This is a genomic window from Bacillus sp. SG20033 (assembly GCF_044570195.1).
Taxonomy (GTDB): domain Bacteria; phylum Bacillota; class Bacilli; order Bacillales; family Bacillaceae; genus Bacillus; species Bacillus subtilis.
The window spans coordinates 1,614,021-1,638,485 of sequence record NZ_CP172606.1; the positions used below are offsets into that span (position 1 = coordinate 1,614,021).

26 protein-coding genes are annotated in these 24,465 nt (G+C 43.6%); 21 read left to right on the top strand and 5 right to left on the bottom strand.

Annotation, left to right across the window (positions count from 1 at the left end; translation table 11 throughout):
• Window positions 1-17: 17 nt before the first annotated feature.
• Complete coding sequence (gene typA / locus ACFVP7_RS08620; protein ID WP_003232278.1) at window positions 18-1,856, top strand: translational GTPase TypA; 1,839 nt, start codon at window positions 18-20, stop codon at window positions 1,854-1,856.
• A gap of 56 nt (window positions 1,857-1,912) precedes the next feature.
• Window positions 1,913-2,230: a YlaH-like family protein gene (locus ACFVP7_RS08625; RefSeq protein ID WP_003232274.1), complete on the top strand. Its 318-nt coding sequence runs from the start codon at window positions 1,913-1,915 to the stop codon at window positions 2,228-2,230.
• 55 nt (window positions 2,231-2,285) lie between these two features.
• Here ACFVP7_RS08625 and ACFVP7_RS08630 read toward each other — a convergent pair whose 3' ends face one another.
• Both ACFVP7_RS08630 and ACFVP7_RS08635 read right to left on the bottom strand, forming a co-directional pair.
• Window positions 2,286-2,495 (bottom strand): YlaI family protein, encoded by a 210-nt coding sequence (locus tag ACFVP7_RS08630; protein ID WP_003232271.1) that lies wholly within the window; start codon window positions 2,493-2,495, stop codon window positions 2,286-2,288.
• Between the two features lie 82 nt (window positions 2,496-2,577).
• Complete coding sequence (locus tag ACFVP7_RS08635; RefSeq protein ID WP_038827801.1) at window positions 2,578-3,207, bottom strand: YhcN/YlaJ family sporulation lipoprotein; 630 nt, start codon at window positions 3,205-3,207, stop codon at window positions 2,578-2,580.
• A gap of 154 nt (window positions 3,208-3,361) precedes the next feature.
• Here ACFVP7_RS08635 and ACFVP7_RS08640 point away from each other — a divergent pair, with 154 nt between their 5' ends.
• Window positions 3,362-4,690 (top strand): PhoH family protein, encoded by a 1,329-nt coding sequence (locus tag ACFVP7_RS08640; RefSeq protein WP_003245272.1) that lies wholly within the window; start codon window positions 3,362-3,364, stop codon window positions 4,688-4,690.
• 2 nt (window positions 4,691-4,692) lie between these two features.
• Here ACFVP7_RS08640 and ACFVP7_RS08645 read toward each other — a convergent pair whose 3' ends face one another.
• Window positions 4,693-5,178, bottom strand: coding sequence for a hypothetical protein (locus ACFVP7_RS08645; RefSeq protein ID WP_003245279.1), 486 nt, complete (start codon window positions 5,176-5,178; stop codon window positions 4,693-4,695).
• 102 nt (window positions 5,179-5,280) lie between these two features.
• Here ACFVP7_RS08645 and glsA point away from each other — a divergent pair, with 102 nt between their 5' ends.
• From glsA to pyc, 4 genes are all read left to right on the top strand, one after another.
• A complete protein-coding gene (glsA, locus tag ACFVP7_RS08650) occupies window positions 5,281-6,210 on the top strand; it encodes a glutaminase A (protein ID WP_003232263.1) in 930 nt (309 codons plus the stop codon).
• Window positions 6,211-6,307: 97 nt separating this feature from the next.
• Window positions 6,308-6,589: a YlaN family protein gene (locus tag ACFVP7_RS08655; protein WP_003245286.1), complete on the top strand. Its 282-nt coding sequence runs from the start codon at window positions 6,308-6,310 to the stop codon at window positions 6,587-6,589.
• Between the two features lie 205 nt (window positions 6,590-6,794).
• Complete coding sequence (gene ftsW, locus ACFVP7_RS08660; protein ID WP_021479353.1) at window positions 6,795-8,006, top strand: cell division protein FtsW; 1,212 nt, start codon at window positions 6,795-6,797, stop codon at window positions 8,004-8,006.
• 74 nt (window positions 8,007-8,080) lie between these two features.
• A complete protein-coding gene (pyc, locus tag ACFVP7_RS08665) occupies window positions 8,081-11,527 on the top strand; it encodes a pyruvate carboxylase (RefSeq protein WP_029726522.1) in 3,447 nt (1,148 codons plus the stop codon).
• 402 nt (window positions 11,528-11,929) lie between these two features.
• On the opposite strand, the gene ctaA is transcribed toward pyc, so the two are convergent.
• The gene (gene ctaA / locus ACFVP7_RS08670) at window positions 11,930-12,850 is read right to left on the bottom strand and encodes a heme A synthase CtaA (RefSeq protein WP_021479351.1); all 921 of its coding nucleotides are present in this window, start codon (window positions 12,848-12,850) and stop codon (window positions 11,930-11,932) included.
• 354 nt (window positions 12,851-13,204) lie between these two features.
• Between ctaA and cyoE the strand changes: the two genes are divergently transcribed.
• The 6 genes from cyoE to ctaG all read left to right on the top strand — a co-directional run bounded on the left by cyoE (window position 13,205) and on the right by ctaG (window position 19,212).
• On the top strand, window positions 13,205-14,122 hold the full coding sequence (gene cyoE / locus ACFVP7_RS08675; protein WP_003232250.1) for a heme o synthase: 918 nt from the start codon (window positions 13,205-13,207) through the stop codon (window positions 14,120-14,122).
• Between the two features lie 239 nt (window positions 14,123-14,361).
• Complete coding sequence (gene coxB / locus ACFVP7_RS08680) at window positions 14,362-15,432, top strand: cytochrome c oxidase subunit II (RefSeq protein ID WP_014663859.1); 1,071 nt, start codon at window positions 14,362-14,364, stop codon at window positions 15,430-15,432.
• Window positions 15,433-15,464: 32 nt separating this feature from the next.
• Window positions 15,465-17,333: a cytochrome c oxidase subunit I gene (gene ctaD, locus ACFVP7_RS08685; RefSeq protein ID WP_032725638.1), complete on the top strand. Its 1,869-nt coding sequence runs from the start codon at window positions 15,465-15,467 to the stop codon at window positions 17,331-17,333.
• A complete protein-coding gene (gene ctaE, locus ACFVP7_RS08690; RefSeq protein ID WP_038828405.1) occupies window positions 17,333-17,956 on the top strand; it encodes a cytochrome c oxidase subunit III in 624 nt (207 codons plus the stop codon). The genes ctaD and ctaE overlap by 1 nt, the downstream gene beginning before the upstream one ends.
• Before the next feature lie 2 nt (window positions 17,957-17,958).
• Window positions 17,959-18,291, top strand: coding sequence for a cytochrome c oxidase subunit IVB (ctaF, locus tag ACFVP7_RS08695; RefSeq protein WP_003232242.1), 333 nt, complete (start codon window positions 17,959-17,961; stop codon window positions 18,289-18,291).
• A gap of 27 nt (window positions 18,292-18,318) precedes the next feature.
• A complete protein-coding gene (ctaG, locus tag ACFVP7_RS08700; RefSeq protein WP_338733631.1) occupies window positions 18,319-19,212 on the top strand; it encodes a cytochrome c oxidase assembly factor CtaG in 894 nt (297 codons plus the stop codon).
• Between the two features lie 31 nt (window positions 19,213-19,243).
• Here ctaG and ACFVP7_RS08705 read toward each other — a convergent pair whose 3' ends face one another.
• A complete protein-coding gene (locus tag ACFVP7_RS08705) occupies window positions 19,244-19,606 on the bottom strand; it encodes a YugN family protein (RefSeq protein ID WP_080474471.1) in 363 nt (120 codons plus the stop codon).
• 139 nt (window positions 19,607-19,745) lie between these two features.
• On the opposite strand from ACFVP7_RS08705, the gene ACFVP7_RS08710 reads away from it, so the two are divergent.
• From ACFVP7_RS08710 to coaD, 8 genes are all read left to right on the top strand, one after another.
• On the top strand, window positions 19,746-20,192 hold the full coding sequence (locus ACFVP7_RS08710; protein WP_106073895.1) for a CBS domain-containing protein: 447 nt from the start codon (window positions 19,746-19,748) through the stop codon (window positions 20,190-20,192).
• An 83-nt stretch (window positions 20,193-20,275) separates the two neighbouring features.
• Complete coding sequence (locus tag ACFVP7_RS08715) at window positions 20,276-21,316, top strand: CAP domain-containing protein (RefSeq protein ID WP_396583156.1); 1,041 nt, start codon at window positions 20,276-20,278, stop codon at window positions 21,314-21,316.
• Window positions 21,317-21,547: 231 nt separating this feature from the next.
• Entirely contained in the window at window positions 21,548-21,946 is a 399-nt protein-coding gene (locus ACFVP7_RS08720) for a YlbD family protein (RefSeq protein ID WP_003232233.1), read from the top strand.
• A gap of 15 nt (window positions 21,947-21,961) precedes the next feature.
• Window positions 21,962-22,201 carry a YlbE-like family protein gene (locus ACFVP7_RS08725; RefSeq protein ID WP_003232231.1) on the top strand — a complete coding sequence of 80 codons (240 nt, stop codon included), beginning with the start codon at window positions 21,962-21,964 and terminating at the stop codon, window positions 22,199-22,201.
• Between the two features lie 115 nt (window positions 22,202-22,316).
• A complete protein-coding gene (ricF, locus tag ACFVP7_RS08730) occupies window positions 22,317-22,766 on the top strand; it encodes a regulatory iron-sulfur-containing complex subunit RicF (RefSeq protein WP_003221370.1) in 450 nt (149 codons plus the stop codon).
• Between the two features lie 54 nt (window positions 22,767-22,820).
• Window positions 22,821-23,093, top strand: coding sequence for a YlbG family protein (locus ACFVP7_RS08735; protein WP_072175371.1), 273 nt, complete (start codon window positions 22,821-22,823; stop codon window positions 23,091-23,093).
• A 322-nt stretch (window positions 23,094-23,415) separates the two neighbouring features.
• Entirely contained in the window at window positions 23,416-23,970 is a 555-nt protein-coding gene (gene rsmD, locus ACFVP7_RS08740; RefSeq protein ID WP_019258325.1) for a 16S rRNA (guanine(966)-N(2))-methyltransferase RsmD, read from the top strand.
• Between the two features lie 4 nt (window positions 23,971-23,974).
• Window positions 23,975-24,460 carry a pantetheine-phosphate adenylyltransferase gene (gene coaD / locus ACFVP7_RS08745; RefSeq protein WP_003245283.1) on the top strand — a complete coding sequence of 162 codons (486 nt, stop codon included), beginning with the start codon at window positions 23,975-23,977 and terminating at the stop codon, window positions 24,458-24,460.
• The last annotated feature ends 5 nt before the right edge of the window (window positions 24,461-24,465 follow it).

Sequence of the window (24,465 nt, forward strand, 5' to 3'; positions counted from 1 at the left end):
TTTTAGGAGATGAAAAAGTGAAACTTCGAAATGATCTTCGCAACATCGCGATTATTGCCCACGTTGACCATGGGAAAACGACTCTAGTCGATCAGCTTTTACATCAGGCTGGTACGTTCCGTGCCAACGAACAGGTTGCTGAACGCGCAATGGACTCTAATGATCTTGAACGCGAACGCGGCATTACAATATTGGCGAAAAATACTGCGATTAACTATAAAGATACACGTATCAATATTTTGGACACCCCTGGACACGCAGACTTTGGGGGAGAAGTAGAACGGATTATGAAAATGGTTGACGGCGTAGTGCTTGTCGTTGACGCATATGAAGGCTGTATGCCTCAAACTCGTTTTGTTCTGAAAAAAGCTCTTGAGCAAAACCTGAACCCTGTTGTTGTTGTAAACAAAATTGACCGTGACTTTGCTCGTCCAGAGGAAGTTATCGATGAAGTTCTGGATCTGTTCATTGAGCTTGATGCTAATGAAGAGCAGCTCGAGTTCCCAGTGGTATATGCTTCCGCGATTAATGGAACAGCGAGTCTTGATCCGAAACAACAGGATGAAAACATGGAAGCTTTATATGAAACCATTATTAAGCATGTTCCGGCACCTGTTGATAATGCAGAGGAGCCGCTTCAATTCCAAGTTGCCCTTCTTGACTACAACGACTATGTAGGCCGTATCGGAATCGGACGCGTATTCCGCGGCACAATGAAAGTCGGACAGCAGGTTTCTCTTATGAAGCTTGACGGGACGGCAAAGTCATTCCGTGTTACAAAGATTTTTGGTTTCCAAGGCTTAAAGCGTGTGGAAATTGAAGAAGCAAAAGCGGGAGACCTCGTTGCGGTTTCCGGGATGGAAGATATCAACGTTGGTGAAACGGTATGTCCTGTAGACCATCAAGATCCGCTTCCGGTGCTTCGCATTGATGAGCCGACACTTCAAATGACATTTGTCGTGAATAACAGTCCGTTTGCAGGCCGTGAAGGCAAATATGTAACGGCCCGCAAAATCGAAGAGCGTCTTCAATCACAGCTTCAGACGGATGTGAGCTTGCGTGTTGAGCCGACAGCTTCTCCTGATGCTTGGGTTGTTTCAGGACGCGGTGAACTGCACTTGTCAATTTTAATTGAAAATATGCGCCGTGAGGGCTATGAGCTTCAAGTGTCAAAACCTGAAGTTATTATCAAAGAAATCGACGGCGTACGCTGTGAGCCTGTTGAACGTGTGCAAATTGATGTTCCTGAAGAGCATACTGGCTCTGTCATGGAATCAATGGGTGCCCGCAAAGGCGAAATGGTTGATATGATCAACAACGGAAACGGCCAAGTCCGTCTCATCTTTACAGTTCCTTCCCGCGGATTGATCGGTTACTCTACAGAATTCCTATCATTAACACGCGGATTCGGTATTTTGAACCATACGTTTGACAGCTACCAGCCGATGCAGGCGGGCCAAGTCGGCGGACGCCGTCAAGGTGTACTTGTGTCAATGGAAAACGGAAAAGCAACATCATACGGTATTCAAGGAATTGAAGACCGCGGTGTCATCTTCGTTGAGCCGGGTACTGAAGTATACGAAGGAATGATCGTTGGAGAGCATAACCGTGACAATGACCTTGTTGTTAACGTCAGCAAAATGAAACAGCAAACAAACGTCCGTTCCGCGACAAAGGATCAGACAACTACAATTAAAAAAGCGCGCATCATGTCTCTTGAGGAGTCTCTAGAGTACTTAAACGAAGATGAATATTGTGAAGTAACACCTGAATCCATCCGTTTAAGAAAGAAGATCCTCAATAAGAACGAACGTGAAAAAGCAGCTAAAAAGAAAAAAACAGCAGGATTGTCTTAATCTCGTGCAGAATTTGAAAAGATAGAACCCGTACGTTTACAGGGGAGGGAATCTTTTTGAATGACGTAAGCGAACGTCTGTCGTTCTTCGCCGCTCTATATCAAGTAGACCGGCAGCCTGCGGCAGGCATGTGGCTGCTGTACGGCACGATTTTTGTGTTGGCCGTTATTGTATTTAAGCTTGGATTTGCTAAACGGCTTCCTGTATTAAAATCTGCAGTGGTGTATGTATTTTTGGCGTTGGGCTGCACTGTTTTGACTTTTTTAGGGGTGTTTTTGCCCGTGGCAGAAGGATTGGTCGTCGCTGCGCTGATTTTAATCATTTACAAAATCCGGCTGTATCAGTCGAAAAAAGGACAGTCTGCAAAATCATAAAAGACTCAGCTGAAAGCTGAGTCTTTTTTGTGTTCTGTATGGTTAAGCGGACGCTTTATTTTTTGACTTTTTCTTTTTTCTGCTGTCCCGGGTGAAAAGTAAATTTTCCCGTTTTCAGCCGTTCCTCTGTTTTTTTGGCAATCCGATCGTGGCATTCCTGGCACATATATGTATGGATCGGGCGGTTTCGAAGCCGTTTCGCGATCAGGGTATCATCATCAATTGTTTCAATTTTATCGCAAATAGAACATTTGACCCTCATCATATCACCTCTTTCACTACCATGTATTATAGCACGGATCAGAAGCTGTCCAAAATAAGAAAAAGCTAAAGCGCAAGGCTATAGCTTAGTCATTGTTGTTCTTTTTCATATGATGATCAGATTGATCGTTTTGCTCCTTCTCCATTTCCTGCTGCTGTTTTCTATTTAATTGGTCATTTTGCTGCTTTGTTTGCGGTTCGTCTTCATTGTCAATCACATCGTTAGGCACTTCGGGAAGCACTCGGCCGACAATTGCAGCTAATTCATCCAGTATGCCTGTTACCGGACGGCCCTCGCTGATTTCTCTGCTCATTTCGCGAAGGCGGCTGACCGTATCGGGATCAGCAATGACTACTGCGTTGGCGCCATATCGATCATTCTTTAGCGCCTGAGCTACAGAATATTTAATGGTTTCCACTTTGCTTCTGTCCAAAGTATCATCGACATCAATCCCAACAACAGCATAACCTCCCAGCACAACGGCTGTTGCATCCTTGACGTCGGGGTTTTTTTCAGCAACGCTGACAAGATGTTTGGCAATATCCGTTCTTGTTCCATTGTTTTTTGTTTCTTGAGTTGTGTCCTTTACGTGAATCGGTTTAGTCTCCTGCTGTCTTGTTGATTCTTTTTCAACATTCTGGCCCTGTTTTCCTTGTTGATAGGCACAAGCGGACAGGATAAGTGTCAGCTGTATGATAATGAAAAGAATTCGCACTTGCGGGTTCCCTCCTTAAAATGCTTTCATTAATTTTATTGTTGAATTAACCTTCTATCTTTATGCACAAAAACATATATTTTAGCAGGCATTCACCTTTTTCATCAAAAGAGAAGCAGGAAGAACTTTGACCCTTATATCAGGAGGCTGAGACTTGAGTAAAATTTATGTGTTAGATACGAATGTGTTATTACAGGATCCTAACGCGATATTTTCTTTTGAAGAAAATGAGGTTGTCATCCCTGCTGTCGTTTTAGAAGAGGTTGATTCAAAAAAACGGTATATGGACGAAGTTGGGAGGAATGCAAGGCACGTATCTAAGCTAATCGATGCGCTAAGACAAAAGGGCAGGCTGCATGAGCATGTACCGCTTGACACCGGCGGCACACTGAGAATTGAACTGAATCATCGTTCGTTTCACCAGCTGCAAGAGATCTTTATTGAAAAGACGAACGATAATCGCATATTAGCCGTTGCGAAAAACTTGAGCCTCGAGGAAGAAACCAAGGAAAATGGCAGGCCGGTTATCCTCGTCAGTAAGGATGTACTTGTCAGAGTTAAAGCCGACGCAATCGGACTGCTTGCTGAAGATTTCTTGAATGACCGGGTTGTGGACAATGATGAAATGTACAGCGGCTATAAAGATTTATATATCAGTCAGCAGCTGTTCAGCTCTTTTTACGGAAAAAATCAAATTTCAGTAAACGATGTGAAACAGCATGCGTTTTACCCGAATCAGTTTGCTTTAATGAAGGATGAGCTAGGAGGATCCTCTTCGGCAGTCGGAATTGCAGACAAAACCGGTACGGTATTAAAAAGACTCGTATTTGATGATGAACATATATGGGGAATCAGGCCGAAAAATGTACAGCAGACAATGGCATTAGAGCTTTTGCTGCGGGAAGATATTCCGCTTGTCACCCTAATCGGCAAAGCGGGAACCGGCAAAACGCTCTTAGCTTTGGCGGCAGGGCTATTACAGACAGAAGACTTGGGAATATACAAAAAGCTGGTCGTCGCAAGGCCGATTGTTCCTGTTGGCAAGGACATCGGGTATTTGCCAGGCGAAAAAGAGGAAAAGCTAAAGCCTTGGATGCAGCCGATTTTTGACAACTTAGAGTTTCTGTTTAATGCGAAAAAACCGGGGGAGCTTGATGCTATTTTGGCGGGAATTGGCTCAATTCAGGTAGAGGCGCTGACTTATATCAGAGGGAGAAGCATTCCAGATCAATTTATTATCATTGATGAAGCGCAAAATTTGACCAGGCATGAGGTGAAAACTTTGCTGACGAGAGTCGGTGAGGGCAGTAAAATTGTCTTAATGGGTGACCCTGAACAAATTGATCACCCATATTTAGACAGTCTGAACAATGGTTTAGCCTATGTGGTTGAGCGGTTTAAAGGACAACCCATCTCAGGCAGCGTGAAGCTGTTAAAAGGTGAGAGATCAGGTCTCGCCCAGCTCGCAGCTGATTTGCTGTAACATTAAATGATTTCGATCTCTTTTACGTCGGTAATCGGCTGTTTGTGATGAACCGGGTCTTCAAAGTAAATATGCACGGGGCCGCCTTCTTGAATCGGCTTGCCTGCCTCACTGAAATGGACAATACTGTTCAGAGCGGTTTCCAGAGAAACGGCGGCCTTTCCCGAACTTGTGACAAATACACATTGTGTCGCAGAGCTGTTCGGCTCAGCATTTTTCAGGACAGTCCCAAGTCTCATTGCGAAACTGCCGTTCATCAGTTTTTGCTTCTCATATTGTTTTTCCGTCTTTAATGTAGGCGGCGCGATTCGCCCCTCTCTGATGACGCGTTCCGGATCAAGGTCTGATTCATCCCCGGCTGATTGTAAATATGTGTCTTGACTGTCCCCTTTGCGGTCAAACGAAAATTTGCGATCATCAAAAATCCATACGCTTGGATCAATGGTAATTGGATATGTAACATTGCCTTTTACTTGGATAACGCTCATGATATGACCCCCTTCTCTCAAAATTATAAAAGTTTTCGCATGAATTGTCACTTTGTGTACAAATTATGTGTATTGAAATGCTGAGGGAACGAGGGTGTTTGCATGGTATGCCGGCATAATGATGAGCTTGAAGCCTTAGTGAAAAAGGCGAAAAAAGTAACGGACAAGGGGGAGGTAGCCAGCTATATTCCCGCCTTGGCAAAAGCTGATAAACACGACCTGTCAGTGGCGATTTATTATTCCAATAATGTTTGTCTGTCAGCAGGTGACGTAGAAAAAACATTTACGCTTCAAAGTATATCGAAAGTCCTTTCCCTTGCTTTGGTGTTAATGGAATACGGCAAAGATAAGGTCTTCAGTTATGTTGGACAGGAGCCGACCGGTGATCCGTTTAATTCAATTATCAAGCTCGAAACGGTGAATCCGAGCAAGCCGTTAAACCCTATGATTAATGCCGGGGCATTGGTAGTGACAAGTCTGATAAGAGGAAGAACGGTGAAAGAGAGACTTGATTATTTGCTTTCTTTTATCAGAAGGCTGACAAACAACCAAGAGATTACATACTGCCGGGAAGTGGCTGAATCTGAATACAGCACTTCAATGATTAATCGGGCGATGTGTTATTATATGAAGCAGTACGGCATTTTTGAAGATGATGTAGAAGCAGTAATGGATTTATACACGAAGCAATGCGCGATTGAGATGAACAGCTTGGATTTAGCGAAAATCGGATCTGTATTTGCATTGAACGGCAGACATCCAGAGACTGGGGAGCAAGTCATCTCAAAAGATGTCGCTAGAATTTGCAAAACGTTTATGGTGACGTGCGGAATGTACAATGCAAGCGGGGAATTCGCAATTAAGGTCGGAATTCCTGCGAAAAGCGGCGTATCCGGCGGGATTATGGGCATTTCGCCTTACGATTTCGGGATCGGCATATTCGGCCCCGCATTAGACGAAAAAGGGAACAGCATTGCAGGTGTAAAGCTTTTGGAAATAATGTCTGAGATGTACAGGCTGAGTATTTTTTAATTTATGTCATATGCTTAAATCCTCTTGCATTTTCTGTTGATACCCTTTATGATAAATAGAAGAATTAGGTACTCGCCTGGGGAACGGAGGGATACTTTTGGCTTCAGAGATGATAGTTGACCATCGGCAAAAAGCTTTTGAACTCTTAAAAGTGGACGCTGAGAAGATTTTGAAGCTGATCCGAGTACAAATGGATAACTTAACGATGCCTCAATGTCCTCTATATGAAGAGGTTTTAGATACTCAAATGTTCGGGCTTTCGAGGGAAATCGATTTTGCTGTCCGCCTGGGATTGGTTGATGAAAAAGACGGTAAAGACCTTTTATACACATTGGAACGCGAATTGTCTGCTTTACATGACGCGTTTACAGCTAAATAAATGATAAAACTCAAACTTATTAACAGTTTGGGTTTTTTTATAACCGCTATTTTTCTCTCATCTCATAAAAGACGGTCTTTTTTTACACATTCCTTCCGAATCGTATAGAGATTCTTCGTCTCGTTTGATAAATTGTAGTAAAATAAAAAAGATAAATACATAAAAACCATAGATATTGGAAGTTAGAAGCAGGGAAGAGGATGTTATGTTAAAAAAAATGCTAAAATCTTATGATTACTCACTGATATTCGCAATCGTTTTATTATGCGGATTCGGTTTAGTGATGGTATACAGCTCAAGCATGATTACAGCTGTCTCCCGGTATGGAGTAAGCAGTAATTTTTTCTTCATGCGGCAGCTGTTTGCTTTAATTGCGGGTGGCGCTCTATTTATTCTCATGGCGTTGTTTCCTTACAAGGCACTGGCCCATCAAAAGTTTCAGAAGGGGATACTGCTTGTATCTGTTCTTGCGCTTATCTCACTGTTTGTTTTCGGGCATGTTGCCGGAAACGCGCAGAGCTGGTTTAAAATCGGCGGAATGAGTATTCAGCCTGGGGAGTTTGTGAAACTGGTCGTGATTTTATACCTTGCAGCCGTATATGCAAAAAAACAAAGTTATATCGACCATCTGTTAACGGGAGTAGCCCCTCCGGTAGTCATGACGCTTATAATTTGCGGGTTAATTGCCATGCAGCCAGATTTCGGTACAGCCATGATTATAGGGTTAATTGCGACGTGCATGATCTTGTGCTCCGGATTCAGCGGAAAGACGCTGGTGAGGCTGCTTTTGCTCGGCGGAATTGTTTTCATTTTAGTCAGCCCGATTCTCTATTTAAATCAGGATCAAATTTTAACTAAAGGCCGTTTGGCGCGTTTTGAGAGTCTTGAAGACCCATTTAAGTATGCAAATTCATCAGGTTTGCAAGTGATCAATTCTTATTATGCGATCAGCTCAGGCGGCATTTTCGGCCTGGGGCTCGGTGAAAGTATCCAAAAATACGGATATCTGCCTGAATCACACACTGACTTTATTATGGCTGTCATTGCTGAAGAGCTCGGCATTTTTGGGGTATTGTTTGTGATTTTCTTATTGGGTTTTGTCGTCATAAAAGGTTTTTATATTGCCAGAAAATGTGAGGACCCGTTTGGAAGTCTTCTGGCGATCGGCATTTCAAGCATGATTGCCATCCAGTCGTTTATTAACCTTGGCGGTGTCAGCGGATTAATTCCGATTACAGGGGTTACGCTGCCATTTATCAGTTACGGGGGCTCTTCTTTGGTGCTGCTGCTGGGGAGTATGGGGATATTAGCGAATATCAGCATGTTTGTGAAATATTCAGAGAATAAGAAAAAGAAAGAGCCCTTGGCGCCGAAGGGAATGAAAAAGAAACAGCTCAAAAAAACTGTTTATCTGTAAAAAACAAGTGTGTACAGGGGAAGGATAATCCGCTATGATAGATTATATTCCATTCGGGTAAGGGGGAGAAAAGTTTGTCTCAGCAATCGATACAAAAAGTATTAGTAGCAAACAGGGGAGAAATTGCAATCCGAATATTCCGGGCGTGTACCGAGTTGAATATTCGTACAGTTGCGGTCTATTCAAAAGAAGATTCCGGTTCCTACCATCGGTACAAAGCGGATGAAGCATACTTGGTCGGTGAAGGGAAAAAACCGATTGATGCTTACCTGGATATTGAAGGTATCATTGATATTGCGAAAAGAAACAAAGTCGATGCAATTCATCCGGGATACGGTTTCTTATCTGAAAATATTCATTTTGCGAGACGATGTGAAGAAGAAGGCATCGTATTCATAGGGCCAAAATCCGAGCATCTCGATATGTTTGGTGACAAGGTAAAAGCGCGTGAGCAGGCAGAAAAAGCGGGAATCCCCGTGATTCCGGGAAGCGACGGTCCTGCCGAAACGCTTGAAGCCGTCGAACAATTTGGACAAGCTAACGGTTATCCGATCATCATTAAAGCCTCGCTTGGCGGCGGCGGCCGCGGTATGCGGATTGTCAGATCTGAAAGTGAAGTCAAAGAAGCATATGAGCGTGCTAAATCAGAGGCGAAAGCAGCCTTTGGCAATGATGAAGTTTATGTAGAAAAATTAATTGAGAATCCGAAACATATTGAGGTTCAGGTCATTGGAGACAAGCAGGGAAATGTCGTCCATCTTTTTGAGAGGGATTGTTCCGTTCAAAGACGCCATCAAAAGGTCATTGAAGTGGCGCCGAGTGTCTCGCTGTCACCTGAATTAAGGGATCAAATTTGTGAGGCGGCAGTTGCGCTTGCTAAAAATGTAAACTATATAAATGCGGGGACGGTCGAATTCCTTGTTGCAAACAACGAGTTTTACTTTATTGAAGTAAATCCTCGCGTACAAGTTGAACACACGATAACAGAAATGATTACTGGTGTCGATATTGTTCAAACTCAGATCCTTGTTGCCCAAGGGCACAGCCTTCACAGCAAAAAAGTAAATATTCCTGAGCAAAAGGACATTTTTACAATCGGCTATGCCATTCAGTCACGGGTTACGACTGAGGATCCGCAAAATGACTTCATGCCTGATACAGGAAAAATCATGGCTTACCGCTCAGGCGGCGGTTTTGGTGTCCGTCTTGATACTGGAAACAGCTTCCAGGGCGCCGTGATCACACCATACTATGATTCACTTCTCGTTAAGCTTTCAACTTGGGCTTTAACGTTTGAACAGGCAGCTGCCAAAATGGTGCGAAACCTTCAGGAGTTTAGAATCAGAGGCATAAAAACGAACATTCCGTTCCTTGAGAACGTTGCAAAACATGAGAAGTTCCTGACAGGGCAATATGATACGTCTTTCATTGATACAACGCCTGAATTATTTAAATTCCCTAAACAAAAAGACCGCGGAACGAAAATGCTCACTTACATCGGCAATGTGACAGTGAACGGCTTCCCTGGAATCGGGAAAAAAGAAAAACCGGCGTTTGACAAACCGTTAAGCGTAAAGGTAGACGTTGATCAGCAGCCTGCCAGAGGAACAAAGCAAATTCTTGATGAAAAAGGTGCAGAAGGGCTTGCAAATTGGGTTAAGGAGCAGAAATCTGTCCTTTTAACTGATACGACATTCAGGGATGCCCACCAATCGTTATTGGCAACTAGAATCAGATCGCATGATTTGAAAAAAATCGCAAATCCGACGGCTGCGTTATGGCCTGAACTATTCAGTATGGAAATGTGGGGAGGCGCGACCTTCGATGTAGCCTACCGATTCCTGAAAGAAGATCCGTGGAAGCGTTTGGAAGATCTTCGCAAAGAAGTGCCGAATACCTTATTCCAGATGCTGCTTCGCTCATCAAATGCGGTCGGCTATACGAATTATCCGGACAATGTGATTAAAGAATTTGTGAAGCAATCAGCTCAATCCGGTATTGATGTGTTTCGTATTTTCGACAGCTTAAACTGGGTAAAAGGGATGACGTTAGCCATTGATGCTGTTAGGGATACCGGCAAAGTGGCAGAAGCTGCGATTTGTTATACGGGAGATATCCTTGACAAGAACCGGACGAAGTACGACCTTGCATATTATACATCGATGGCGAAGGAGCTTGAGGCGGCCGGAGCCCATATTCTCGGGATTAAAGATATGGCAGGGCTGTTAAAACCGCAGGCTGCATATGAACTCGTTTCTGCGTTGAAAGAAACGATCGACATTCCGGTTCACCTTCATACGCATGATACGAGCGGAAACGGTATTTATATGTATGCGAAAGCTGTTGAAGCCGGCGTTGATATCATAGACGTGGCGGTCAGCTCAATGGCGGGATTAACGTCACAGCCTAGCGCGAGCGGATTTTATCATGCGATGGAAGGCAACGACCGCCGTCCGGAAATGAATGTCCAAGGCGTTGAATTGCTGTCCCAATATTGGGAGTCGGTGCGTAAATATTATAGTGAATTTGAAAGCGGAATGAAGTCTCCGCATACTGAAATTTATGAACACGAAATGCCAGGGGGCCAATACAGCAACCTGCAGCAGCAGGCCAAGGGAGTAGGCCTTGGCGACCGATGGAACGAAGTCAAGGAAATGTACAGACGCGTGAACGATATGTTCGGTGACATCGTCAAGGTAACGCCTTCCTCAAAAGTTGTCGGAGATATGGCACTTTACATGGTGCAAAACAATCTGACTGAAAAAGACGTTTACGAAAAAGGTGAATCTTTAGATTTCCCTGATTCTGTCGTGGAGCTTTTTAAAGGAAATATCGGCCAGCCTCATGGCGGATTCCCGGAAAAACTGCAAAAGCTGATCTTAAAAGGACAGGAGCCGATTACAGTCAGACCGGGCGAACTGCTTGAGCCGGTGTCATTTGAAGCGATCAAACAGGAATTTAAAGAGCAGCATAACTTGGAAATTTCAGATCAGGATGCTGTGGCATATGCCCTTTATCCTAAAGTCTTCACTGATTATGTGAAAACGACAGAAAGCTATGGAGACATCTCGGTATTAGATACACCGACATTCTTCTACGGTATGACATTAGGTGAAGAGATAGAAGTTGAAATTGAGCGCGGCAAAACGCTGATCGTTAAGCTGATTTCAATCGGTGAGCCTCAGCCTGATGCCACCCGCGTCGTTTATTTCGAACTCAACGGGCAGCCGCGTGAAGTAGTCATTAAAGATGAAAGCATTAAGTCTTCCGTTCAGGAAAGGCTGAAAGCAGACCGGACAAATCCAAGCCACATCGCAGCTTCTATGCCTGGAACCGTTATTAAGGTATTGGCTGAAGCAGGCACAAAAGTCAATAAAGGTGATCATTTGATGATTAATGAAGCGATGAAAATGGAAACAACGGTTCAGGCGCCTTTCTCAGGAACAATCAAGCAGGTTCATGTGAAAAATGGCGAGCCGATCCAAACGGGAGATCTGCTCCTTGAAATTGAAAAAGCATAATAAACGAAGAGTGTATATCATTTGATATACACTCTTGTTTTTTTATATAGAAAATGTGGAGTGAAACAGATGGTTAGAAGAGATATAAGGGGACTTCAGAGATTATACAATACTGTCACAAGCCCAAAATAAATAGAGGCTTATACAGCCAATATTTTAGATGCTTTGTAGTATGCCGTGCATATATCTTTAAGCACTATCTGATTTAAAAGGCTTTAATACTTATGTTCGCGGGCTATAGATGCATATGAAATTTCTATAATCACGATGAGAAAGGGGACAGGCTGAAGTGAGCCGCTCACTGATCATCAAGTTCAGCGAAGGCTGGCCATTGAAACAATAAAGCGCCAAAACAAGACATGAAAAAAGACCAAAGCCGCCTAAGGCTTTGGTCTTGAGTCCTTATGATTGCCTGGATTCGTAACGGAAACGAGCAATCAATAATAAGAAGTAGCATAGAACGCCAAACAGACAGGCAATAAAGAACGAGTGGGCAAGTGCAAAGCCCAGAGCCAGTTCAGAGTATACGATCATAATCCCGGACAGTGCCTGTAATGTAATGAAAATAAGACATGAGATCCATCCCCAAAAGATCTGTTTTTGATCTTTATAGGAGATAATAGCATGAACAGCGGCAACAATAATCCATACAAATAACAGTAAGGCTGCTGCTCTGTGGCCCATTTGCACCCATTCATGGAATTGGGTCGGAAGTCCATTGTTCAGCGGGCTGCACAGCGGCACATCAGGACATGCCAGACTTGATTCAGTGTGTCTTACATATGCGCCTGTATACACAACGATATAGGAATATATCAAAATTCCTATCATGTGAAATTGCATCTTTTTGCCGATTTGAAGCGGCTTAACCAGTGTTCTGACTGATTTATCAGCTTCAAATATGAGCAATGTCAAAATAAGCACTGAAGCAAAAGAAATTAATGATATGCCGAAGTGAAGCGCCATAATCAGCGCGTTCGAACCGAATACGACAGCCAATGCGCCAAGCAATGCCTGAAGAAATAAAAAGATAATTGACATGATCGCGAGAAACGTTGTTTCACGGAAAATCGGCGTGATTTTTCTCCATGACCAAAACGCAAGGCTTAGCACAAGGACAATAGAGATTCCGCTTGCGAATCGGTGGCTCCATTCAATAATTGAAGCCGGATTCAGTTCAGGGAAAAAACGGCCGTGACACAGCGGCCACTGTCTGCCGCATCCTTGGCCGGAACCTGTTTTTGTAACGAGGGCACCCCCGATTAAAACAATTAGCATGACAAATGTCGTCAGAACACCGAGAGCTTTTAATGCTTTATTCATACAATATTCACCTTCTTAACATACTGCTGCAATTTTATATACGTTCCAAGTGTAAGCGAATATGTGTTTTGTGGCAATTCCCAGAGCCTTTTGTTCACAAAAATATAATAGAATGACGGCTTCTGGAAAATGTACACTTGATTATTCATGCCGGGTCTGATAGAAATAAGGTAAACGCAATGCCGATTTGGAGATTGCCTTCATCTTTGGTAAAATTCATAAAAAGTTCACAAATAAATTCCTGTTTGTCGTTTAATATTTAATAGGATGTTTTTTTACAAGATGTTATCTTGTATGATAGAGTTGCAGGTTATTTTATTCTCCTGCGCTAGGTTTGTAAGGGAGGTTTACGTTATGGCTAACTCCAGAATCTTAAATGATACAGCTATAGACGGACAAATTGAAGAAACAACGGCATGGAAAGATTTTCTGTCCCTTATTAAAATAGGGATCGTCAATTCTAACCTCATCACGACTTTCACTGGAATGTGGCTTGCACTGCATATATCCGGTTTAAGTTTTTTAGGCAATATAAACACCGTTCTTCTTACGTTAATCGGGTCTTCACTGATTATTGCGGGCTCCTGCGCGATCAATAACTGGTATGACCGGGACATTGACCATCTTATGGAGCGTACGAAAGTAAGACCGACGGTTACGGGTAAAATTCAGCCGAGTCAGGCGTTATGGTCTGGAATTTTGCTGGTTGCTTTAGGATTGATCATGCTGCTGATGACAACTGTCATGGCTGCTGTTATCGGTTTTATCGGAGTCTTTACGTATGTTGTATTGTACACAATGTGGACGAAACGCCGCTATACGATTAACACAGTAGTAGGAAGCGTTTCCGGTGCAGTGCCGCCGCTTATTGGATGGACGGCAGTGGAAGGGAATATCGGTGTCGTAGCATGGGTGTTATTCATGATTTTATTTATTTGGCAGATTCCTCACTTCTTAGCATTGGCTATTAAGAAAACTGAGGATTACAGAGCTGCAAATATTCCGATGCTTCCTGTCGTATACGGATTTGAAGTGACAAAAAGACAAATTATTGTGTGGGTTGCGTGCCTGATGCCGCTTCCGTTTTTCCTTGGTAGCCTGGGTCTTCCGATTGTCATTCTCGGCTTGCTGTTAAATATCGGCTGGCTGATTCTTGGCTTAATGGGATTCCGCTCCAAGAATATCATGAAGTGGGCAACGCAGATGTTCGTTTACTCGCTTAACTACATGACAATCTATTTCGTTGCCATGGTTGTCTTGACGCTTTTCTAAAAAATAGATATGATGCTTGTTTTATCGCTTCAAAATAAACGATGACAACTAGTAAATGCCGCCTTGACCTCTTGTTTAATCAGGCGGCTTTACTTTTATACATAGATGGCATTTTGAGTAAAAAAACTCATAATTTAAGAGAAGAGGAAATGTAAGTGCTTTATTGGTGATAGGTTGGATGGCGATAGATTTCGATCCGCTTTCCGCCTTTGTATTGACCAGAAAAGGGGTTGGGTGAAATGGTAAAGCATTGGCGTCTTATTTTATTATTAGCCTTAGTGCCGCTTCTATTAAGCGGATGTGGAAAACCTTTTTTATCCACGCTCAAGCCTGCTGGCGAGGTGGCTGATAAACAGTATGACCTGACAGTGCTCAGCACATTGATTATGGTTGTTGTTGTTGCAGTAGTATCTGTTATCTTCTTTTATGTGATTGTGAGATTCAGAAGATCACGGGTCGGTGAGAACACGATACCGAAACAGGTAGAGGGGAATAAATTTTTAGAAATCACATGGACCGTGATCCCGATTTTGCTGCTCATTATTCTTGTGATTCCTGTTGTATTATATACGCTGGAGCTAGCGGACACATCACCAATGGATAAGAAAGGCCGCAAAGCTGAGGATGCTCTTGTAGTCAATGTTAGGGCAAATTTATACTGGTGGGAGTTTGAGTACCCTGATTACGGCATTATCACAAGCCAGGAGCTGATTGTACCGACAGATCAGCGTGTTTATTTTAATTTAAAAGCCTCTGATGTAAAACATTCCTTCTGGATTCCTTCAGTTGGAGGAAAACTTGATACGAATACGGATAATGAAAATAAGTTCTTCCTGACATTTGATTCAAAACGAAGCAAAGAGGCAGGAGATATGTTTTTTGGGAAGTGTGCAGAGCTTTGCGGCCCTTCACATGCGCTGATGGATTTTAAAGTGAAGACAATGTCTGCAAAGGAATTTCAGGGCTGGACAAAAGAAATGAAAAACTATAAATCTACAGCAGAGAGCGATTTGGCTAAGCAGGGTGAAGAACTGTTTAAAGAGAAAAACTGCCTGAGCTGCCATGCGGTAGAGCCGAATGATAAGCGTGCAGAAGCCGCTAGAACGGCACCCAACTTGGCGACCTTCGGTGAAAGGACAAAAGTGGCAGGGGTGAAAGAGGCCAACAAAGAAAATGTGAAGGCTTGGCTGAAGGACCCTGACAGCATAAAGCCGGGGAACAAAATGACAGGCACATATCCAAAGCTCTCAGACAGCGAAACAGATGCGCTTTATGAATACTTAAAAGGCTTAAAAGCGGAAAGCAAGTAGGGAAGAAAGGGAGATATTGGGGGAGGTCACATATGTTGAATGCGCTTACAGAAAAGCGGACGCGCGGATCTATGCTTTGGGATTATTTGACGACGGTGGACCATAAAAAAATCGCGATTCTTTATTTAGTGGCAGGGGGATTCTTCTTTCTTGTCGGGGGAATTGAAGCGATGTTTATCAGAATTCAGCTGGCAAAGCCGGAAAATGCGTTTCTCAGTGCTCAAGCGTACAATGAAGTAATGACTATGCACGGAACGACGATGATCTTTCTGGCTGCGATGCCGCTCTTATTTGCCTTGATGAATGCGGTTGTGCCTTTGCAGATCGGGGCTCGGGACGTTTCGTTTCCATTTTTAAACGCGCTTGGTTTTTGGCTCTTCTTTTTCGGGGGCATTTTCTTAAATCTAAGCTGGTTTTTGGGCGGAGCGCCAGATGCGGGCTGGACGTCATATGCCTCACTTTCGCTTCATTCTAAAGGGCACGGCATAGACTTTTTCGTCCTCGGACTCCAAATATCGGGGCTCGGGACGCTGATAGCCGGGATTAACTTTTTGGCTACGATTATCAACATGAGGGCTCCGGGCATGACGTATATGAGGCTGCCTTTGTTTACATGGACGACATTTGTGGCCTCGGCATTGATTTTGTTCGCGTTTCCGCCGCTTACGGTTGGATTGGCTCTCATGATGCTGGATCGGCTGTTCGGAACCAATTTCTTTAATCCGGAGCTTGGCGGAAATACGGTCATTTGGGAACATTTATTTTGGATCTTCGGCCACCCGGAGGTTTATATCCTAATTTTGCCTGCATTCGGTATTTTTTCTGAGGTCATCCCTGTGTTCGCCAGAAAGCGTTTGTTTGGCTATTCTTCAATGGTTTTTGCAATCGTGCTCATCGGCTTTCTGGGCTTTATGGTTTGGGTGCACCACATGTTCACGACTGGTCTCGGCCCGATTGCAAATGCGATTTTTGCGGTTGCAACAATGGCTATCGCGATTCCGACCGGGATTAAGATTTTTAACTGGCTGTTGACGATTTGGGGAGGAAATGTGAAGTATACAACCGCTATGCTGTATGCTGTCTCATTTATTCCATCCTTTGTGCTCGGCGGTGTGACGGGAGTCATGCTGGCAGCTGCTGCGGCTGATTATCAGTTCCATGATACGTATTTTGTGGTTGCGCACTTCCACTACGTCATTATTGGCGGCGTTGTATTCGGCCTTTTAGCCGGTGTTCATTTCTGGTGGCCGAAAATGTTCGGTAAAATTCTGCATGAAACGATGGGGAAAATTTCATTTGTATTGTTTTTTATCGGCTTTCACCTCACGTTTTTCATTCAGCATTTTGTCGGCTTAATGGGGATGCCGCGCCGGGTTTATACGTTTTTGCCAGGACAGGGTCTGGAAACCGGCAACTTGATCAGTACAATCGGGGCGTTTTTTATGGCGGCAGCTGTTATTCTTCTGCTGGTCAATGTCATATGGACATCGGTAAAAGGTGAATATGTAGGTGCTGATCCATGGCATGACGGACGTACGCTGGAATGGACCGTTTCTTCACCACCGCCGGAGTATAACTTTAAACAGCTTCCTTTTGTCAGAGGACTTGATCCGTTTTGGATTGAGAAGCAGGCAGGGCACAAATCAATGACGCCGGCGGAACCGGTTGATGATATTCATATGCCAAACGGCTCGATCCTGCCGCTCGTCATTTCCTTCGGCCTTTTTGTCGCAGCGTTCGGGCTGCTGTACAGAAGTGATTACGCTTGGGGCCTGCCGGTGATCTTTATCGGGCTCGGCATCACATTTATTACGATGCTGCTTCGTTCAGTAATTGATGATCACGGCTATCATATTCATAAAGAGGAACTGCCGAACGATGATAAAGGGGTGAAGGCATAATGCAAGTTCAAGAAAAATTCACCGCAGAAACCTTTCCAGCTTCTCCTGAAAAAGTAACCCTGGAAGGGAAAAATAAATTTTTAGGCTTTTGGCTTTTTCTTGGCGGAGAGACTGTTCTGTTTGCGTCTCTCTTCGCCACGTTTCTTGCGCTTCGGAATTCAAATGCCGGTGATCCGCCTACGACGGAAATGTTCGATGTGACACTTGTATTCATTGCCACAATGCTTCTATTAACGAGCAGTTTAACGAGTGTGTACGCGATGTACCACATGAAGAACTTTTCCTTCGGCAAGATGCAGCTTTGGCTGGGAATTACGATTTTATTGGGGGCGGGCTTTTTAGGACTGGAAATCTATGAGTTCAAGCATTACACCCATGAATTTGGCTTTACCATCACAAGCTCTGCCCTTGGTTCTGCGTTTTACACGCTTGTCGGTACACACGGCGCCCACGTGGCATTTGGGCTTTTGTGGATCAGCACGCTTATGATCCGCAATGCCAAGAGAGGGCTGAATCTGTATACGGCGCCTAAGTTTTACGTTGCCAGCCTTTATTGGCACTTTATTGATGTCGTGTGGGTCTTCATCTTTACCGTTGTATATTTAATGGGGATGGTGGGATAAACATGGTCGATAAAAAAAGCAGAGGGCATATCAATAGCGACCTTGAATTTAAGAAAAAAAAGCATGCCCGAGAGATGAAATATCAAGTCCTGTCTTTTGGTTTAATGATCGGTCTTACGATTGTTGCATTTCTGACTGTGGCCACGGACGGTGTCGGCAGCTGGTTTACGATTCCTTTCATTATTTTGCTAGCTGCAATTCAAGTCATTTTTCAGCTGTATTATTTCATGCATATGAATCAGAAAGGGCATGAGGCGCCGGCACTGTTTTTGTATTCAGGGGTGTTTGTCGCGTTTATCACTGTGCTTGCGTTTGTGACAATTATATGGTGGTAATTTGAAACAGCCGCCGGAGGTGAAGAAATGAACCAGTTGGAGATATTTGGGTTTCGCGCGATGTGGAGCCCTTATCTTTTTTGTATCCTGTTAGGCATTACGGCGCTTTATCTCTATTTTTACAGGCGATTGTCCTCAAAGCCAAATCGAATAACTGGTAAAGAGATGGTGTGCTTTCTGTCGGCGATACTGTTTTTATATGCAGCCGAGGGAAGCCCGGTTGATTTGCTCGGACATATTATGTTCAGCGCACATATGGTGCAGATGGCCGTCCTGTATTTGGTTGTCCCGCCGCTGTTAATCGCGGGAATTCCTGCATGGCTCTGGGAAAAAATCATTTTCAGGCCTTCAATCAAACCGTTTTTTTCCTTTTTTACGACGCCTTTAATTGCTTTGCTTTTGTTTAACGGCATTTTTTCTTTATATCATGTACCGCTTATATTTGATACTGTCAAAACGGATCCGTTTTACCATACATTAATCACTTGGCTTATCTTTGTGCTTGCGTTCTTTATGTGGTGGCCGCTTGTTCATAAGGTTGAGCGTCTACGGCAGCTCAGCGGCTTGATGAAGCTGGGTTATATTATGGCGGACGGTATGCTGCTCACACCTGCTTGCGCCTTGATCATGTTCAGCGGTGCACCGTTATACTCCACCTATACAGATCCGGCTTTATGGGCTGAGGCAATGAGGCTTTGCGTGCCAGCGGATATGATGGGGCAGGTCCCATTAACAGGGCCAGAGATGTTGAATACACTGCCTTTGTTAGAGGATCAGCAGCTCGGGGCAGTCATGATGAAAATCATTCAGGAAATTGTGTACGGTACTTTTTTGGCCATTATTTTTTTCCAATGGGTGAAGAAAGAAAGGGAAAAGGACGGGCAGGAGGAGCCGCCGTATATTCAGCAGACGATATCATAAAAGGTACAGCGAAATATGCTGTACCTTTTCGTTACATTTGAACTGTTTTTAACATGTCGGCTATGTCCTGAATCAGTGCCTTGCTTTTTGTTACAACCTGTACGGGAAACTCTTCCGTTTCTCCATATTCTACTCCATGCGGGTAGTAATGCTTTCCTAGGAGAGGGGACATTAATTGAATCACGGCGCGCCCGCTTCCGACATCGCCTTCTGCCGCAATACCTTGTATCCGCAGGTAAAACGTACCCTCAATCGTCGAAAACTTCTTGTCATAGGTGACTCTCTCGTAATCCCATTGACCCGCTCTGATAAGACCTTTGCTTTCCATTAAGTCGTCTAGCCAGCTGAGCTCAGCCTTAACCCCTTCAAGTCCGCTTTCAGTAAACTTCAACACTGACCCCTCCTTATAAAAATTACCTTTCCTGACAATCATAGTATGAAAGCGTTAAACTTTCAATGAATCTTCTTCTTTTGAAAGTATGTAAAAATTAAATTTTGACGACAATAGCACTAGACTAAAGGAGGTTAAACGGATGACAAAAATAAAAGATCTGATGACAGCCGACTTGCAATATTGCACGGTATTAGATAATGTATATGAAGCTGCAGTAAAGATGAAGGACGCAAATGTAGGAGCGATTCCGGTAGTTGATGAGGACGGGAAAACATTGGTCGGCATCGTAACCGACCGCGATCTCGTATTAAGAGGAATCGCCATAAAAAAACCGAACTCGCAAAAAATCACTGACGCGATGACTGAAAAACCTGTCAGTGTGGAGGAAGATGCTTCAGTCGATGAGGTTCTTCATTTGATGGCATCGCATCAGCTCAGAAGGATACCAGTTACAAAAAATAAAAAACTGACTGGAATTGTCACGCTTGGTGATCTTTCTTTATCTGAGCAAACGAATGAACGTGCCGGCAGCGCCTTATCGGATATTTCCGAAGGTGATAATAGAGAAGAAGGCTTTTTTCATTAACACATAAATCTTTGACATGTTAAATAGGCTGTATTGTAATGGAATGTAAGCAAGAGATTGTGAATCGCCACGGGGGTGATAGATTGAAAAATATATTGAGAGCAATGGTTATCCTTTTGATTATCTGCGGAACTTATGTTCTGTTTATTCAATATGGATCTGTTCCTGAAAAGAAATCAAATGACAGCGAGCCTCAGGTGTCGAATGAGGAAGCGCAAAGCGGCAAACGAATACATATGCCGACTTCAGGGTTATTGTCCTTCATGGGCAAGCCCGCCGATGAAGTAACGAAAAAGCTTGGGGAACCTGAACGTATTGACCCTTCGGCTTATGATTACGATTGGTGGGTATACAATCAAGATAAGGATCAATATATCCAAATCGGGGTATTAAACAATAAAGTGGTCACATTATTCGCGGCGGGTAATGATATTAACGCCAAGCCTTTCAAAATTGGAGAATCAACTGGCGAAGTATTCAAGACCACCCAGGTGGCACCATTTGTGAATGTAGAGTATAAAGGAAATTCCTATCGGTTTGAATTTTCTGAAGAAGATATCAATACAAGACCGACTGTAAAGGTAGGAAAGATGTATGTCCAGCTGTATATGGACAAATTTGAGGGGAAGCTATCCAGCATCAGGGCGTTTGATGCGCAGACCTTTGTAAAGCAAAGACCTTATGAGGTAGTGTACCGCGGGGAATTAATTAAACCGAAAGCTGTTTCAGATGAGAAATGGAAAAAGATCCAAACAACGAGCGAAAAGCAAATCCTTGATTTGACGAATGTCATACGCGTTAAACATGGACTTGCGAAGCTTGAGTGGGATCAGCCAACGGCGGAAGTGGCATTTGGGCATAGTGAGGATATGAAGGAAAATAATTATTTCTCCCATGTCTCTAAAAAATACGGCTCGCTGAAAGACCGCTTAGAAGAAGGGCATGTTGACTTTCAGCAAGCGGGAGAAAATATCGCATACAATTATGTGGACGGTCCGGCCGCTGTAGAAGGCTGGCTGAATAGCGAAGGCCATCGAAAAGCGCTTCTGAATTCAGATTATACGCATCTTGGTGTCGGAGTAGACCGGAAATATTACACCCAAAATTTTATTAAGCGATGGTAATGAAAGCCGCGGACGAATGGTTCCCGGCTTTTTCTATTTCCATACAAGCTGGTCTGAATGAATGTGCTGATAGCTTACAGATAAGGCCGTTTCCCATCCCTTCAGTCAGGCTTTTTCACCAGTGTATAGGGATATCGCTAAAAATTCATTTGGGAATGAATATAGGCGAACACAATGCCCGACAAAACGATACATTGTAGTAGGTAACGATTTTCGGAGGGGGTGAGGATTGTGGCGAATCAACATGCCAATCATTCAATCAATGACTTTAAACAATTCGTCAAAAAGCATCCCAAGCTGATAAAAGAAGTGCGCAAAGAACAAAGAAGCTGGCAGGACGTATATGAAAATTGGGTCCTCTTCGGGGAGAGCGACCCGATTTGGGATCCATATCGGGAACCGGAAGAAGCTTCTGAAGCTGTGCCTGAAACACCGCAAAAAAATGATTTTGTCTCGAAAATGGTGACAGCGGTGAAAAAGATGGATGTCAATCAAATGAACGAACAAATCAATAAAATGAGCCAGTCGATCTCATCGTTGCAAAGCCTTCTTAATACATTTTCCGGAAGCGGACAGAAGCATTCTCAGCCAGGCTCTGGACAGCATCCTTTTTCTTTTCGAAAGGATTAAAAAAGGGGAGCTCATATGCGCAAAGAGGTTCAGGAATATATTTTAGCAAACGAAGAACGGAAACGATTCATCAGAGAACAGCCGATATGGTACCGCAGGCTTTCAAGAAAACCGGATGATCTGTCCTCCTTTCAGCTTGAAATGATGAATTTTTATGAAAAAACCATTCCGCATCGGGTGAATCAGTTTACGAACGGGATTCAAATGGCGCAAATGATGATGCAAATGTTTCAAGCGATGCGGACAAAAGATTAAAAGGCCCCGAAAAAGGGTCTTTTTTCATGCGGACATAAGGTTTTGTATACGGCTGCGGTTAAGCATTTTCCAATTGGCTGGTTTCATGGTAAACTAACAACTGGAGGTGCATGTTATGTATGCGACGATGGAATCCGTGCGGCTTCAAAGTGAAGCTCAGCAGCTTGCCGAGATGATTCTGCAGTCGGAGACGGCTGAGAACTACCGCAATTGTTACAAGCGTCTCCAGGAAGATGAAGAGGCAGGTCGGATTATTCGTTCTTTTATCAAAATAAAAGAGCAGTATGAGGATGTACAGCGTTTTGGCAAATATCATCCTGACTATAGAGAAATATCCCGGAAAATGAGGGAGATCAAACGTGAGCTGGACCTGAACGATAAGGTGGCTGACTTCAAGAGAGCTGAAAATGAGCTCCAGTCTATTCTTGATGAGGTCAGCGTTGAGATTGGGACAGCTGTCTCGGAGCATGTGAAAGTTCCGACTGGGAACCCTTATTTTGACGGTTTGTCTTCATGCGGAGGCGGCTGCGGTTCAGGCGGAAGCTGCGGATGTAAAGTGTCCTGACGAGACTGGCCGTCTCGTCTTTTACATATAAGAGAAAACAGGCAGGTGATTGTATTGGAGAATAGGCGCCAGGGCATGGTTGTGTATCTGCACTCCCTAAAGCAGAGCAAAATGCTGAGGAAGTTCGGGAATGTGCACTATGTATCAAAACGATTAAAATATGTCGTACTGTACTGTGATATGGACCAAATTGAAAAAACAATGGACAAGATTGAATCTTACTCATTTGTGAAAAAAGTGGAGCCTTCTTATAAACCGTTTTTAAAATTGGAATTCGAGTCAAAGCTTGATAAGGCAAAAGAATACGATTATAAAATCGGCATATAGCTATAAAAAAATCCCCGCAGGCATCTGCGGGGTCCTTCTATTCCTTAATATGTTAAGGAGAAGGCAAAGGGAGAGGAGAAACCGGAGGAAGAACTTATGGGGAAACGTAAGTCTTCTCCGCGGTTGGCAACAACATCCTCTAGATGCTGTTGCTAATAGTATGGACAAGGATCATGCTGCCTATACACCTGTTTATCAAGATTAGCGTTCATTGTTTGGAAGAATGCTTTATGTTAAGATAGGATTGATTTTTTTCTATGTACATAGCGGCGTCCGGCCGAATAAAGAAACAAAATAGCTTTTAGAAAAAGTGGTGTGGAACATGAGAGTAATTTCTGGATCAAAAAAAGGCCGTTCACTAAAGGCTGTACCCGGAACATCAACAAGACCGACAACCGACAAAGTGAAGGAATCCATTTTCAATATGATCGGCCCTTATTTTGACGGGGGCCGGGGACTTGACTTATTCGCAGGGAGCGGAGGTCTTGGAATCGAAGCGCTTTCACGCGGGTTTGAGCATTGTATATTCGTTGACCGTGATTTTAAAGCGATTCAAACGGTAAAATCTAATTTGAAAACGCTGGAGCTTACAAAACATGCACAGGTATACCGCAATGATGCGGAACGTGCTTTGCATGCTGCTGCTAAAAGAGAAACCGGCTTTCGCGGAATTTTTCTCGATCCGCCGTATAAGGAACAAAAGCTGAAAGCACTTTTAACGATGATTGACGAATATCAAATGCTGGAAGAAGACGGCTTTATCGTCGCTGAGCATGACAGAGAGGTCGAGCTTCCCGAAACCGTAGGAGATCTTGTGATGACAAGAAAAGAAACCTATGGGTTAACAGGTGTGGCGATTTATAAAAAGAGGGGGTAGTGAGGTGGCGAGTATAGCTGTCTGTCCCGGCAGTTTTGATCCGGTGACCTACGGGCATCTGGACATCATCAAACGCGGGGCGCATATTTTTGAACAAGTGTATGTATGTGTGCTGAATAATTCTTCAAAAAAGCCTTTGTTCAGTGTGGAAGAACGGTGTGAGCTTCTGAGAGAAGTGACAAAAGACATTCCGAACATAACAGTTGAAACATCGCAAGGCCTGTTAATTGATTATGCAAAAAGAAAAAATGCGAAAGCGATTTTAAGAGGCTTGAGAGCTGTATCTGATTTTGAATACGAGATGCAGGGGACATCAGTAAACCGTGTGCTTGATGAATCCATCGAGACATTTTTTATGATGACAAACAATCAATATTCGTTTCTAAGTTCAAGCATCGTAAAAGAAGTGGCGAGATACAACGGCTCGGTATCAGAGTTTGTACCGCCGGAAGTAGAGCTGGCGCTTCAGCAAAAATTCAGACAAGGATGAGGGTT

Coding starts and splice junctions, on each gene's coding strand:
- ACFVP7_RS08725 (WP_003232231.1), top strand. CDS start 21,962: ATGCGCAAAGAGGTTCAGGAATATATTTTAGCAAACGAAGAACGGAAA.
- ACFVP7_RS08710 (WP_106073895.1), top strand. CDS start 19,746: ATGACAAAAATAAAAGATCTGATGACAGCCGACTTGCAATATTGCACG.
- ftsW (WP_021479353.1), top strand. CDS start 6,795: ATGTTAAAAAAAATGCTAAAATCTTATGATTACTCACTGATATTCGCA.
- ACFVP7_RS08645 (WP_003245279.1), bottom strand. CDS start 5,178: ATGAGCGTTATCCAAGTAAAAGGCAATGTTACATATCCAATTACCATT.
- rsmD (WP_019258325.1), top strand. CDS start 23,416: ATGAGAGTAATTTCTGGATCAAAAAAAGGCCGTTCACTAAAGGCTGTA.
- coxB (WP_014663859.1), top strand. CDS start 14,362: ATGGTAAAGCATTGGCGTCTTATTTTATTATTAGCCTTAGTGCCGCTT.
- ctaG (WP_338733631.1), top strand. CDS start 18,319: ATGAACCAGTTGGAGATATTTGGGTTTCGCGCGATGTGGAGCCCTTAT.
- ctaA (WP_021479351.1), bottom strand. CDS start 12,850: ATGAATAAAGCATTAAAAGCTCTCGGTGTTCTGACGACATTTGTCATG.
- cyoE (WP_003232250.1), top strand. CDS start 13,205: ATGGCTAACTCCAGAATCTTAAATGATACAGCTATAGACGGACAAATT.
- glsA (WP_003232263.1), top strand. CDS start 5,281: ATGGTATGCCGGCATAATGATGAGCTTGAAGCCTTAGTGAAAAAGGCG.
- ctaE (WP_038828405.1), top strand. CDS start 17,333: ATGCAAGTTCAAGAAAAATTCACCGCAGAAACCTTTCCAGCTTCTCCT.
- ricF (WP_003221370.1), top strand. CDS start 22,317: ATGTATGCGACGATGGAATCCGTGCGGCTTCAAAGTGAAGCTCAGCAG.
- ctaD (WP_032725638.1), top strand. CDS start 15,465: ATGTTGAATGCGCTTACAGAAAAGCGGACGCGCGGATCTATGCTTTGG.
- ACFVP7_RS08630 (WP_003232271.1), bottom strand. CDS start 2,495: ATGATGAGGGTCAAATGTTCTATTTGCGATAAAATTGAAACAATTGAT.
- ctaF (WP_003232242.1), top strand. CDS start 17,959: ATGGTCGATAAAAAAAGCAGAGGGCATATCAATAGCGACCTTGAATTT.